The 13233-nt window shown below is 72.0% G+C and carries 12 protein-coding genes; 5 read left to right on the top strand and 7 right to left on the bottom strand.

The window, feature by feature from the left end; all coding sequences use genetic code 11:
• Positions 1-7: 7 nt before the first annotated feature.
• From ACZ6YG_RS23455 to ACZ6YG_RS23430, 6 genes are read right to left on the bottom strand one after another with little or no spacing between them, the layout of a single operon-like run.
• Positions 8-901, bottom strand: coding sequence for a TIM barrel protein (locus tag ACZ6YG_RS23455; RefSeq protein ID WP_466019177.1), 894 nt, complete (start codon positions 899-901; stop codon positions 8-10).
• Positions 892-2079: a CehA/McbA family metallohydrolase gene (locus ACZ6YG_RS23450; RefSeq protein WP_466019176.1), complete on the bottom strand. Its 1188-nt coding sequence runs from the start codon at positions 2077-2079 to the stop codon at positions 892-894. The genes ACZ6YG_RS23455 and ACZ6YG_RS23450 overlap by 10 nt, the downstream gene beginning before the upstream one ends.
• Positions 2076-3146, bottom strand: coding sequence for an ABC transporter ATP-binding protein (locus tag ACZ6YG_RS23445; protein WP_466019175.1), 1071 nt, complete (start codon positions 3144-3146; stop codon positions 2076-2078). The genes ACZ6YG_RS23450 and ACZ6YG_RS23445 overlap by 4 nt, the downstream gene beginning before the upstream one ends.
• A gap of 1 nt (position 3147) precedes the next feature.
• Positions 3148-3966 (bottom strand): carbohydrate ABC transporter permease, encoded by an 819-nt coding sequence (locus ACZ6YG_RS23440; protein ID WP_148033749.1) that lies wholly within the window; start codon positions 3964-3966, stop codon positions 3148-3150.
• Positions 3963-4895, bottom strand: a complete 933-nt coding sequence (locus ACZ6YG_RS23435) for a carbohydrate ABC transporter permease (RefSeq protein WP_148033750.1) — start codon at positions 4893-4895, stop codon at positions 3963-3965. The genes ACZ6YG_RS23440 and ACZ6YG_RS23435 overlap by 4 nt, the downstream gene beginning before the upstream one ends.
• Positions 4870-6264 (bottom strand): extracellular solute-binding protein, encoded by a 1395-nt coding sequence (locus tag ACZ6YG_RS23430; protein ID WP_261808787.1) that lies wholly within the window; start codon positions 6262-6264, stop codon positions 4870-4872. Before ACZ6YG_RS23430 ends, ACZ6YG_RS23435 begins: the two co-directional genes overlap by 26 nt.
• Positions 6265-6477: 213 nt before the next feature.
• On the opposite strand from ACZ6YG_RS23430, the gene iolC reads away from it, so the two are divergent.
• From iolC to ACZ6YG_RS23405, 5 genes are all read left to right on the top strand, one after another.
• Positions 6478-7470: a 5-dehydro-2-deoxygluconokinase gene (gene iolC, locus ACZ6YG_RS23425; RefSeq protein ID WP_466019174.1), complete on the top strand. Its 993-nt coding sequence runs from the start codon at positions 6478-6480 to the stop codon at positions 7468-7470.
• Positions 7467-8372 (top strand): Cgl0159 family (beta/alpha)8-fold protein, encoded by a 906-nt coding sequence (locus tag ACZ6YG_RS23420; protein ID WP_372452508.1) that lies wholly within the window; start codon positions 7467-7469, stop codon positions 8370-8372. Before iolC ends, ACZ6YG_RS23420 begins: the two co-directional genes overlap by 4 nt.
• The gene (iolB, locus tag ACZ6YG_RS23415; protein ID WP_148033751.1) at positions 8369-9217 is read left to right on the top strand and encodes a 5-deoxy-glucuronate isomerase; all 849 of its coding nucleotides are present in this window, start codon (positions 8369-8371) and stop codon (positions 9215-9217) included. The genes ACZ6YG_RS23420 and iolB overlap by 4 nt, the downstream gene beginning before the upstream one ends.
• Positions 9214-11097: a 3D-(3,5/4)-trihydroxycyclohexane-1,2-dione acylhydrolase (decyclizing) gene (iolD, locus tag ACZ6YG_RS23410; protein ID WP_466019173.1), complete on the top strand. Its 1884-nt coding sequence runs from the start codon at positions 9214-9216 to the stop codon at positions 11095-11097. Before iolB ends, iolD begins: the two co-directional genes overlap by 4 nt.
• A gap of 68 nt (positions 11098-11165) precedes the next feature.
• Positions 11166-12167 (top strand): AI-2E family transporter, encoded by a 1002-nt coding sequence (locus tag ACZ6YG_RS23405; protein WP_219549319.1) that lies wholly within the window; start codon positions 11166-11168, stop codon positions 12165-12167.
• Between the two features lie 6 nt (positions 12168-12173).
• Here the strand turns inward: ACZ6YG_RS23405 and ACZ6YG_RS23400 are convergent, their stop codons facing one another.
• Entirely contained in the window at positions 12174-13229 is a 1056-nt protein-coding gene (locus tag ACZ6YG_RS23400) for a VOC family protein (RefSeq protein WP_466019172.1), read from the bottom strand.
• Positions 13230-13233 lie beyond the last annotated feature (4 nt).

Below are 13233 nucleotides of genomic sequence, written 5' to 3'. Positions count from 1 at the left end.
CGTGACGTCAAAGTCCGAGTTCCCGTAGCTTCTCGCGGTTGGCGGCTTGATCGGTGATGTTCTGGGCAACTGACCGCCTGCCGGGCAGGGTGTCCTGCTCGATGATCACCCAGCCGGTGTAACCGGTCTCCTCCAGCGCCCGCACCACGCCGGGCAGGTCCAGCTCGCCCTCGCCGAGCGGGGCGAAGCCGCCCCGGCCCATCAGCTCGCGCAGGTCCACGCCGTTGTCCAGGGCGCGGGCCAGGATCGCCCGGTCACCGTCCTTGACGTGCACGTGGCCGATCCGGCCCGACCAGTCGCGCAGCGCGGTCACCGGGTCTCCCCCGGCCAGCAGCAGGTGGCCGGTGTCGAGGCAGAGCTGCACGTCGGTCAGCTCCAGCAGCCGCTCCACGTCCTCGGGGGTCTCGACGTACGTGCCGAGGTGGTGGTGGAAGGCGGGCTCGAAGCCGGCGTCGCGGCAGCGCTGGACCGCCTCCTGGACGCGGGAGGCGTATCCGGCCCACTCCCCCGGCTCCAGCCCTGGAGCGTTCCCGCCGGGGCGGGCGAAGCGCGCGGGCGAGCCGGAGCAGCCGAGCGTCGGCCGGGGTTTGAGATGGTCCGGGGCGGGCGGGGCTGCGGCGAACACCTCCAGGGTGGCGTCCAGGGCGTCCAGCCCCTTGCCGAACTCGCCGGCGTCGCCGTAGCGCAGGTCGGCCCAGCCGCCGGCGAGCAGCAGCCCGCCCAGCCGCTCGGCCAGGTCGTCCTTGGTGCCGAGATAGCCGATGGGGCCGAGGTCGATGCCCTCGTAGCCGGCGCCGGCGATGGCCGAGACCATCTCGGCGGAGGTCAGGGGCGGCGGCGCGTCGCTCAGCTCGAACACGCCGAAGCTCACGGGGGCGTTGGCGACACTGATCAGGCGCATAGCGCCATCACCTCGTTCTCGTAGGTTTCCAGGCGGTGCCGTCCTTCCGCGGCGGGCAGCAGCACCCTGTCGCCGCGGATGACCAGGCGCTCGCCGCCGGGGCGTACCAGGATGAGGCCGTCGGCGTCCAGGGCGAGCAGCTCGTCGCCCAGGCGCAGCAGCAGGGGGGCGTCGGGCCCCGCGGATATGGCGGTGCGGCCCTCGGCGACGGCGGTGAACACCGCGCCGGTGTCCTCGGCGAGCACCCAGGTGGTGGGCGAGCCGGGCAGGCCGTCTGCCCCGGGCCGGTGGAAGTCGCTGGCGCCGATCGCCACCAGGTCGGGATGCCAGGCGTCGGCCCAGGCCAGGGGGGCGCCCCAGCGCCGGTCCCACCAGCCGGAGTGCCAGACCTCGGCGATCCTGGGCCGCCGGGTGAGCGGCTGCAGCCAGGCGCAGTCGCCGCCGAGCGGGTGGTTGATGGAGATGAGCCCGCCCGCGCGCTCGGCGTGCGCCACCCAGGAGTCGGCCGGATCGCGGAAGTCGACCCAGCCGACGTCGCCGAACACGTTGGCGTGCCCGCGGTCGGTGGTGACCTCCTGGCCGGGCAGCAGCGCGATGCCCCGGTCGGTCTTGGCCAGCCCGGGGTGGTGGCTGACCGTGTTGTGGTCGGTGACGGCCAGGAAGTCCAGGCCGCGCCCGTGGGCCAGCTCGGCCAGCTCGGCGATGGTGAGCTGGCCGTCGCTGTGGACGGTGTGGGCGTGGAAGTCGCCGGCGAACCAGCGCAGGCCGTCGAGGTCGGGGACGTCGCGCCGCGGCGGCCGCTCGCCGTGCGCCGGCTCGGCCTCCTCCTCCGGCGGCGGCGGCGTGGTCTCGGTACGGATCTCCAGCGTGTAGTCGAGACCCTGCGGCGGGATCCGGTGCAGGCGCAGCCAGACCTGCCATTCGCCGGTCTCGGGCTCGCCGGGCAGGTAGCCGGGCGTGGCCCAGCCTGGCGTGATCGTGTACTCGTCGCGCGCCCCGCCGGACCAGCCGCGGAAACCGCCCGGCCCGGCGCAGCCCAGGTCGAGCACGCCCTGGGAACGGTCGTACGACAGCCGGACGGTGACGGCGGCGGTGCCCGGCGGCACCTCGAACGGCACCTCGCGCAGGATGCGCTCCAGCCGGTCGTCCAGGCTCCAGCGGCCCCTGATGACGGTCATGCGGCCACCAGCTCACCGTCGCGGTAGACCAGAGCGCGGTCGCTCCTGGGCATCACGGCGCCCTGCTCGCCCAGCGCGGGCTCCTCACCCTCGGCCACCACGCCCTGCACCATGACGCCGCCGACGTCCAGGGTCACCAAGTGGGACGCGCCGAGGTTCTCCAGGATGACCACGCTGCCGCTCAGGCCGCCCTCGACGGTTCCGGCCTGGTAGGTCATGTATTCAGGGCGCACGCCGTACACGAGCTTCTCCCCGTCGACCACGAGTCCTTCCGCCGAGGCGGGGACGGGCACCTTGCACCCGGCCACCTCAAGGGTGTCACCCCGGGCGACGGCGTCCAGCAGGTTCATCGGAGTCGAGCCGATGAATCCGGCGACGAAGGTGTTGGCGGGCCGCTGGAACACCTCGGAAGGAGTGCCGATCTGGCGGATGAGCCCCGCCTCCATGATCGCCATCCGGTCGGCCATGGCCAGCGCCTCGGCCTGGTCGTGGGTGACGAACACGGTGGTGACGCCCAGCTCGCGCTGGAGCTTCTTGAGGAACGTGCGCGCCTCCAGGCGGAGCCTGGCGTCGAGGTTGGACAGCGGCTCGTCGAACAGGAACGCCTGCGCCTGCGTGGCCATCACCCGCGCCAGCGCGACGCGCTGCTGCTGGCCGCCGGAGAGCTGGCCGGGCCGCCGGTCCATCAGCTTCTCCAGGCCGAGCCGGGCGGCCACCTCCTCCGCCTTGGCCCGGCGCTCGCCCTTGGCGACCTTCTTGATCCGCAGCGGGTAGGCGATGTTGTCGGTGACGTCCATGTGCGGGAACAGCGCGTAGTCCTGGAAGACCATGGCGACGTCGCGGCCGCCCGGCTGCACCCTGGTCACGTCGCGGCCGCCGATGACGACCGCGCCGCCGGTCGCGGTCTCCAGACCGGCGATGGTACGCAGCAGCGTCGTCTTCCCGCAGCCCGAGGGGCCGAGCAGGGCGAAGAACTCGCCGTCGGGGATGGTCAGGTCCAGCGAGTCGAGCGCCTTCACTCCACCGGGATAGACCTTGGTCAGGCCCCGAAGTTCGATTGCGGCCATTTCAGCGCTTGATCCCTCCGTGGAAGCGGAAGCCGTACTTCTTGCTGACGAACAGGTACATGAGCACCACGGGGACCGAGTAGAGCAGGCCGAACGTGGACAGCACCTTGAGGTTGGCCTGGCCGCCCTCGGTGTAGAGGGTGTACATGATCACCGCGGCGGGCTGCTTCTCGACGTCGCTGAGCAGCAGGTACGGCATGAGGAAGTTGCCCCACACGTTCGCGATCGTCCACACGGCGATCGTGGCCAGGCCGGGCCGGACGACGGGGACGACCACGTGGCGGACGATCTGCAGCGGCGAGGCGCCGAAGACCCGCGCGGACTCCTCGTACGACTTCGGCGTGGTGTCCATGAAGTCCTTGATCATGAAGATCGCGGCGGGCAGCAGGCCCCCGGTCATGATCAGGATCAGGCCCGTGTGCGAGTCGATCAGGCCCAGCTCGATGGCGAGCTGGAACAGCGGCACCATCGCGGCCGTGCCGGTGATGATCGACGAGAGCAGCAGCAGCGCGTAGAGCAGCGCGTCGCGGCCCGGCAGCCGCACCCGGCTGAGCGCGTAGGCGGCCAGCGCCGACATCACCACCACCAGGACCGCCGTGCCGATGGCCAGGATCAGCGAGTTGACCAGCGAGCCGAGCGCGTACGGGTGATCCAGGATGATCTGGAAGTTCTCCCAGGTGAAGTCCGGCACCCGGACCTCGTACGTGGGGTTCGAGGTGAACGGCGCCGAGGCGAGCCACAGCAGGGGGATCGTGAAGAAGGCCAGCAGTAACGCGACCAGCGTGTAGAAGCCGATCCGGCCGGCGACGAACCGCGTCATCCCTTCCTCCTGAGCAGCCGCAGGTAGAAGATCGCCACGACCAGGTTGATCAGCAGGATGATCGTGGAGATCGCGGCGCCGTAGCCCAGGTCACCGGCCTGGAGCGCGGTCTTGTAGACGTACACGGCCAGGATCTCCGTCTTGTTCTCCGGGCCGCCCGCGGTGAGCAGGAAGGGCCCGAAGTCGTTGAACGTCCACAGGCTGATCAGCAGCAGGTTGGTCAGGATGTGCCCGCGGATGTGCGGGAAGACCACGTCACGCAGCTGCTGCCAGCCGGACGCCCCGGCCAGCCTGGCGCTCTCCAGGTGGGAGGGCGGCACGTTCCCGAGCGCGGCGCCGTAGAGCATCATCGAGAACGCGGTGCCGCGCCAGGTGTTGAAGAGGATGATCGACAGCATCGGATAGTCGAGCAGCCAGGCGAAGCCCGGGATGCCGAGCAGCGCGTTGAGCGTGCCGCTGTCGCGGTCGAGCAGCGCCACCCACAGGAACGCCACGACCGCGCTCGGCAGGATCCAGGCCAGGATGACCACGCCCTCGACGACGCTCTTCAGCGTGCCGCGGCGGTTGCGCATCAGCCAGGCGAGGGTGAAGCCGAGCACCACCTGCCCGATGACGGCCGACCCCAGCACGAACTGGAAGGTCAGCACGGTGGAGTTCCAGAACCCCGGGTCCGACAGCGCCTTGAGGTAGTTGTCCAGGCCGACGAACTGCGGCTCGGCCGCGGCGATCCCGGTCAGCCGGTAGTTCATCAGCCCCAGGTAGATGACCCAGAGCGCCGGGAAGACCAGGAAGACCGCGATGAGCGCCAGGGCGGGCGCCACGAAGGCCCCCGCCCGCAGCCTGCCCAGGCCCGCGGCGTCGGAGCTGTAGCCGCGGGCGGGCGACTCGTCGAGGGCCTTCGTGTCAGGAGGCGACGTTTGCTGCGCCACCGACGATTCCTTCGAGCTTCTTCTGGTAGTCGGCGGCCGCCTGGTCGGCGGCCGTGCCGCCGGCGACCGCGGCCGTGGCCTCCTGGAGGGCGACCGACACCTGCGGGTAGACCGCCACCGGCGGCCGGTAGGCCGTCAGCGGGAGCACCTCGTCGGAGATGTAGGTCAGCAGCGGCTCGCCGGCCAGGATCTCCTTGTTGACGTCGGTGCGCGGGGTGATGCGCACGTTGCCGTCCTTGGTCTCCTCCTTCAGCGCGTCCGCCGACAGCGTGAAGGCCAGCAGCTCGAAGGCTTCCTTCGGGTGCTTGCTGTTCGGGTTGAGCGTCCGCAGCGCGCCGCCGGACATGCTCACGAAGTCCTGACCGCGGATGCCCTTGCCGGGCTCGATCGCCGGGATCTTGGCGTAGCCGACGACCTCCTCGCGGTCGGCCATCGGGGCGACGCCGGTCTTGGGGTTGACCACGCCGCGCCAGAAGTAGTCGCCCTCCAGGAGGATGCCGACCTTGCCCTCGGCGAACTGCTGGAACGACTTGTCGCGGCCCTTGGCCTCCTGCTGGAGCTTCGGGTCACCGAGGCCGCTGCCGCCGTAGACCTTCTGGTAGAGGCCGAGCACGTCCTTCAGCGGCTGCGCCGCGCCGGTCCACTTGCCGTCCACCTGCACCTCACCGCCGGCGCCCGCCAGCAGCGGGAGCACACCCTGCATCGTGGTGGCCTCGCCCATGGCGGTGCCGGCGTTGATCTGGATCGGCACCGGGACGCCGGACGACTTGAGCTTCTCGCCCGCGTCGAGGACCTCCTGCCAGCTCACCGGCTGCCAGTCGGCGGGCAGCCCGGCCTTCTGGAAGAGCGTCTTGTTGAAGTAGAGCACGCGGCCGTCGGTGCCGACGGGCAGGGCGTACTTCTTGCCGTTGTAGGTGGCCAGGCCCTGGACGGCCTCCGGGATCTGCTGCCAGCCCTCCCAGCTCTCGGCCTCCGGCCCGGCGACCTCCGCCAGCGGCTTGATGTAGCCCGCCTCGGCGAACTCCCCGGCCCAGATGCCGTCGATGTCGATCACGTCGGCGCCCTTGCCTGACTTGAGGTCGAGGGAGAGCTTGGTCTTGTACTGCTCGTCGTCGACGCCGCTGGGAACGAACTTGACCGTGACGTCCTTGCCCTTGGCCTTCTGGGCCTCCTCGAACTTGGGGATCACCCAGTTGGCCATGTGGTCGGCCGCCGCCGCGTTCTTGCCTCCGGCGATGGCGTTCTGGGCGATCGTCAACTCGATGGCGCCGCCTTCGCCGCCATCACCGGACGACTGGCCGCACGCGGCCAGTCCCAGCGCGGACGCGGCGAGCACCGCGACCACACCCATCGACCTGTTCCGCACCATTCTGCAAACCCTCCGACACGTCCATAAGGGAGGAAGTCAGGGCCAATATGTCATGACATGTATATGACGTAAAAGTCCTGGCTGATTCCGGGGAGCGTGCCCACGGGGCCCTTCGGAATACGGCACGGGGCACAGTTGAGAAACATAGCGGACATCCGTATGTCATGACAATATGCCATAGTGTCTGCCGGAAGCTCCAGCTCTGGAGGTGCGTTGTTCGACCTGATCACGATGGGACGCTGCGGCGTCGACATCTATCCGCTGCAGACCGGCGTGAGCTTGGTTCACGTCGAGTCCTTCGGCAAGTTCCTCGGCGGCAGCCCGACGAACGTCGCGGTCGCCGCGGCGCGTCACGGCCTGCGCCCCGCCGTGGTGACCGCCGTGGGCGCCGACCCCTTCGGGGTGTGGGTACGGCAGGCGATCCGCGGATTCGGTGTCGACGACGTCTTCGTGGGGACGGTCGAGGGGCCGCCCACGCCGGTCACGTTCTGCGAGATCTTCCCGCCCGACCACTTCCCGATCTACTTCTACCGGGGCGAGCATCCGCCTGACCTGCGGATCACCCCCGAGTCGCTCGACCTGGACGCGATCCGCCGGACGCCGGTCTTCTGGTTCACCGGGACCGGGCTGAGCCAGGAACCCAGCCGCTCGGCGCACGCCGCCGCGCTGGCGGCCCGGACGGCGCCGTCCGGGTGGACCGTGTTCGACCTGGACTACCGCCCGATGCTGTGGGAGTCGCGCGAGGCGGCCGAGCGCGAATACCGGCGCGCGCTGCCGCACGCGAACGTGGCCGTGGGCAACCTCGACGAGGTCGAGATCGCCGTCGGCACCCGCGACCCGGAGGCGGCGGCGCAGGCGCTGCTCGACGCCGGGATGGAGGTGGCGATCGTGAAGATGGGCCCCGACGGGGTGCTGGCCCGCAGCGGGAAAGAGCACGTGGTGGCCGAGCCGGTCCAGGTCGAGGTGGTCAACGGACTGGGCGCGGGCGACGCCTTCGGCGGCGCGGTCTGCCTCGGGCTGGTGCGCGGCTGGTCGCTGGAGCGTACGGTGCGCTTCGCCAACGCGGCGGGCGCCCACGTGGCGGCGCGGCTGGCCTGCGCGGAGGCCATGCCGACCACCGGCGAGGTGCTGGCCCTGCTGGAGGGCCGGCCCGCGACCACCGCCGGAGAGGCCGCTCCCGGCCCGCGGAGCGAGGTGCGTCCTTGAGCGACGTCACGCTGCCCAGAACGACGCGGTACGAGGAGCTCACCCACATCCGCGCCACCAGGCCCGGGGCGATCGCGCAGGCCGCGGCCCGCCGTCAGCGGCGTGAGCTGCCGGGCGAGGGCGGGCGGCTGCTGATCGTCGCGGCCGACCACCCGGCGCGCGGCGCGCTGGCCGTGCGCGACCGGCCGCTGGCCATGGCCAGCCGGACCGACCTGCTCGACCGGCTGCGGGTGGCGCTGGCCCGGCCCGGCGTCGACGGCATCCTGGCCTCCCCCGACGTGCTGGAGGACCTGCTGCTGCTCGGCGCGCTGGAGGGCAAGCTGGCCTTCGGCTCGATGAACAGGGGCGGCCTGCAGGGCTCGGTGTTCGAGCTGGACGACCGGTTCACCGGCTACGACGCCGCCGCCATCGACGAGATGCGGCTCGACGGCGGCAAGATGCTGTGCCGCATCGACCCGTCCGACCCCGCCAGCGTCACCACCCTGGAGTCGTGCGCCCGCGCCGTCACCGATCTGGCCAGGAGGCGGCTCGTGGCGATGGTGGAGCCGTTCTGGACGACGCGCACCGAGACCGGGGCGGTCCGCAACGACCTGTCCCCCGACGCGGTGATCCGCGCCATCAGCGTGGCCCAGGCGCTCGGCGTCACCTCGGCCTACACCTGGCTGAAGATCCCGGCGGTGGCCGAGATGGAGCGGGTCATGGCCGCCACCACGCTGCCGGCGCTGCTGCTCGGCGGCGACCCGCCGGACGCGGCGGCCGCCTTCGCGGACTGGGGGCGCGCGCTGCGCCTGCCGGGCGTGCGGGGGCTCGTCGTCGGCCGCGCCCTGCTCTACCCTCCGGACGATGACGTCGCCACCGCCGTGGACGGCGCCGCCGCACTGGTTCGAGAGGCTGGATCATGACATTTCTTCCGTACGGCAAGGCCGCGAACGGGCCGTGGGCCGTGGAGATCACGCCGTCGCTGGCCGGTTGGGACTATTCGGGCCTGCGGGTGGTGGACCTGGCCGGGGCTCCCGTGTCGTTCGACACCGGCGAGGAGGAGATGATCGTCCTGCCGCTGTCGGGCTCCTGCACGGTGACGGTCGGGGCGGACGGCTCGCGGGTCTTCGAGCTGGCCGGGCGGCCTTCGGTGTTCGCCGGGCCCTCCGATTTCGCCTATATCCCGATTTCTGAGCATGTGACGCTGACCGGTACGGGCCGGATCGCATTGCCGTCCGCGCGTGCCACCCGCCGCCTGGAGCCGCGCCACGTGCCCGCCTCCGCGGTGCCGGTGGAGCTGCGCGGCGCCGGCCAGGCCAGCCGCCAGGTGAACAACTTCGCCGCGCCCGGCGTCCTCGCCTGCGACAAGCTCGTCGCCGTCGAGGTGCTCACCCCTGGCGGCAACTGGTCGTCCTACCCGCCGCACAAGCACGACACGGCGAACCCCGGCGAGGCCGTGCTGGAGGAGATCTACTACTTCGAGGTGGCCGATCAGGGGCTCGGCTACCAGCGCGTCTACTCCTCCGAGCGGGGTCAGATCGACACCCTGGCCGAGGTGGGCTCCGGCGACGTGGTGCTGGTGCCGTACGGCTACCACGGCCCGTCCATGGCCGCGCCCGGCTACGACCTCTACTACCTGAACGTGCTGGCCGGTCCCGCCGGTGAGCGGTCCATGGCGTTCTGCGACGACCCCCGCCACGCCTGGATCCGCGCCACCTGGGACGGCCAGGACATCGACCCCCGGCTGCCCTTCGGGAGGACCTCGTGAAGCTGCCGGTGACATTGACGGTGAGATTGACGGTGGCCCAGGCGGTGGTGCGCTTCCTCGCCGCCCAGCACACCGAGCGCGACGGCGTCGAGCACCGGATGTTCGGCGGCGTCTTCGGCATCTTCGGTCACGGCAACGTGGCCGGCATCGGCCAGGCGCTGGCCACCTCCGGCCCCGGCCTGCCCTACTATCTGAGCCGCAACGAGCAGGCCATGGTGCACACCGCCGCCGCGTACGCGCGGGCCACCAACCGGCTGTCGACGCTGGCCTGCACCACCTCGATCGGCCCCGGCGCGACCAACATGGTCACCGGCGCGGCCGCCGCGACCATCAACCGGCTGCCCGTGCTGCTGCTGCCCGGCGACATCTTCGCCACCCGGGTGGCGAGCCCGGTGCTGCAGGAGCTGGAGGACCCGCGCTCCTACGACGTCTCCGTCAACGACTGCTTCAAGCCGGTCTCCCGCTTCTGGGACCGGGTCAACCGGCCCGAGCAGCTCCCGGCGGCGCTGCTGGCGGCCATGCGGGTGCTCGCCGACCCGGCCGAGACGGGCGCGGTGACGCTGTCGCTGCCGCAGGACGTGCAGGCCGAGGCCGCCGACTGGCCGGAGGAGCTGTTCGCCCGGCGCGTCTGGCACATCCCCAGGCCGCGCCCCGAACGGTCCGCGCTGGCCAGGGCCGCCGAGCTGGTCAAGGCCGCGTCCCGGCCGCTGATCGTGGCCGGCGGCGGCGTGATCTACAGCGAGGCCACCGGCGAGCTGCGGGCCTTCGCCGAGACGTTCGGCGTCCCGGTCGCCGAGACCCAGGCGGGCAAGGGCGCGCTGCCGCACGGCCACCCGATGGCGATGGGCGCGATCGGCGCGACCGGCACCACGGCCGCCAACGCGCTGGCCCGCGAGGCCGACCTGATCATCGGCGTCGGCACCCGCTACAGCGACTTCACCACGGCCTCCCACTCGCTGTTCGCGCCGGAGGCCCGGTTCGTCAACCTGAACATCACCGGCTTCGACGCCGCCAAGATGTCCGGGCTGCAGCTCGTCGCCGACGCCCGCGAAGGACTCGCGGACCTGGCGGCGGCGTGCTCGGGCTGGGCCACCGGCGAGGACTACCGGTCCCGCGCCGCCGGCCTGTCGCGGGCCTGGGACTCCGCCGTCGACGCGGCGTACGCGCTCGACGGCGACCCGCTGCCGCAGCCCGCCATCATCGGCGCGGTGAACGCGGCGGCGGGCGACGACGGCGTGGTCATCTGCGCTGCCGGGTCCATGCCCGGCGACCTGCACAAGCTCTGGCGGCCCAGCGGGCCGGGAAGCTACCACGTCGAGTACGGCTACTCGTGCATGGGCTACGAGATCGCCGGCGGGCTCGGGGTCAAGCTGGCCGCCCCGGAGCGCGAGGTCTTCGTCATGGTCGGCGACGGCTCGTACCTGATGATGGCCCAGGAGCTGGTCACGGCCGTCGCGGAGGGCGTCAAGCTGACCGTGGTGCTGGTCGACAACTCCGGCTTCGCCTCCATCGGCCGCCTCTCGGAGAGCGTCGGCGCCGAACGGCTCGGCACCGCGTACCGCTACCGGGGCGAGGGCCGCTACGACGGCGGGCCGCTCCCGGTCGACCTCGCGGCGAACGCGGCCAGCCTGGGCGCGACCGTGCTGCGCCCAAGCTCCCTGGCCGAGCTGCGCAAGGCGCTCGACACGGCCCGCGCGTCCCGCGGCGTGACCGTCGTGTACGTGCGCGCCGACCCGGCGATCGACAGCCCGTCGTCCGAGGCCTGGTGGGACGTCCCGGTCGCGGAGGTCTCCAGCACCGGCACGGGCCGCGAGGCCAGGACCGCGTACGAGACCGCGAAGCGCGACCAGCACCGCCGGCTGACCCCGCCAGCGGGCTGACCAGCAGGGTTGCCGCAGCCGCCCCGAGGGAAGGCCACTGTCCGGGCCTGATCTCGGGGGAGGCGACGATGGACCCTTGGCGCGCGCTGGGCTGGGTGGGCATCGCCGCCGTGGTGCTCTACTGCCTGACCCATGTGGGCACGGTGGTCCTGTCGATCATCGTGGGACTGTTCGTCGCCGCGCTGCTGGCGCCGCCCGCGCGCTGGCTGATGCGGCGCGGCCTGGGCAGGTCGCTCGCCACCGTGATCACGTTCGTGGGCGGCCTGCTGCTGGCGGGAGGGCTGTTCGCGCTGCTGGTGCCGACCACCGTCAGCGGCCTGGCCGAGCTGCGCGCCAGCGTGGGCACGGTCCTGGAGCAGTTGCACGCGCTGGCCGCCAACTTCGGCCTGGACTTCGGGGACCTCGTCGCCCAGGGCAGGCGGTGGGTGGAGCAGCGCCAGCAGCAGATCACCACCGGCGCGGTGGCCGGGGTGCGCACCGCGACCGAGATCATCGTGGGGGCCGTGCTGGCGGTCATCCTGGGCATCTACTTCGTGCACGGCGGCGACCGGCTGTTCCACTGGCTGACCGGCCTGTTCCCGGCCCGGGCCAGGCAGCGGCTGCGCGAGGCCGGGCCGGTGGCGTTCGGCGTCATCGGCCGCTACATCCGCGGGGTCGCCATCGTGGGGGCGGTGGACGCGCTCTTCATCGGGACCGCGCTGTGGATACTCGGGGTGCCGATCGCGGTGCCGCTGGCGGTGCTGACCTGGGTGGGCGCGTTCCTGCCGATCGTCGGGGCGTTCACGGCCGGTCTGCTGGCGGCGGTGGTGGCGTTCGTGGCCAAGGGCTGGCTGATCGCGCTCATCGTGGTCGGGGTCACCGTGCTGGTGCAGCAGATCGAGGGGCACGTGCTGGCGCCCCAGATCTACGGCAAGGCGCTGGACCTGCCGGGGGCGGTGATCCTCATCGCGATCGCGGTCGGCAGCCTGCTCTTCGGCATCGCCGGCGCCTTCCTGGCCTCACCAGTGGCCTCGGTGATCGTGGCCCTCCTGAACCGTGAGGATTTCAGCGAGGGCCGCGCCCGGGTCTGACCGTCGTCAGCCGTCCTGACGGAAGACGACCGCGACGCCCAGCGCGGCGTCGGCGGGCACGAACACCTCCCCGGGCCCGCTCCTGACCACGGGAACGCCGTTGCCACGCAGAAGCCTTTCGGTGGCGTCGAGGTCGCGCACGGACACCGCGTAGGCGACGAACCCAGGCAGCCCGGCCGGCCGCTCGCCCGGCAGCAGCCCATCCAGCGCCGACGCCCCCACAACCGTCACACCCGCCCGACGGAACCGCACCACCAGGCCACCCACCGCTCGGCCGAGGTCATCACACGCCCCGCCGAGGTCACCCACCACTGGCCCGAGGTCGCCGCGCGTCCCGCCGTGGGCACCCGCCGTTTGCCTGAAGTCATCCCAGGGCCGGCCGAAGTAGGTGCTGTAGCGGTGTGTCAGGTCGGGGAGTGCCTGGTCGTCGACGCACAGGACGCATCCGATCAGCCCGGTCGCGCCGTTGGGGTGGGCGGGATGCCGGTCGGGGACGGCGACCGGCGCGTTCTGGGCGAAGCCGATGCGCCCCTCCGGCACGCGGCCCGGCAGGCCGGGGGCGGAGATCTCGACGTAGCGCGCGGGCTCCATCGTGATCCCCGCGGGGGTCTCGACGGGACGCTGGACGGCGTGGACTCCGCCGTGACCGACGCCGGCGGCGGTCAACCGCGCCGCGAGGCCGTCGATGTCGGAGGTGTCCGCGATCACGATGTGGACGCCCTGGAACCGGTCGAGGAAGGTCACGATGTTCGCGGCGGTGGCGCGGACGGCGGCCGCCAGTCCCGCCAGCTTGTCGTCGGGCACCCGCAGCGGGATCGGCCGGGCCGCTCCCGGCATCCGGCCGGCGTCGACGAGGGCCACGAGCTCGACGAAGTCACCGGGGAAGTACACGTGCGCGTTGGCCACGCCGACCGGCTCTGCCGCACCGCCGGACAGACCCTGGAGGACGGGGTAGGCAGGCGTCCCCACGGCGAAACCGAGCTGCCGGTATCTCTCCGTCGCCTCACCCAGGTCCCGCACGATGTGGCCGACGTGGTGCAGGCCGTTGATGTCATCACCCATGGCG

This window comes from Nonomuraea sp. NPDC054003, from assembly GCF_055585125.1.
The sequence above is the reverse complement of the archived record's forward strand: the minus strand, read 5'-3'. Positions and strand labels throughout refer to the sequence as shown.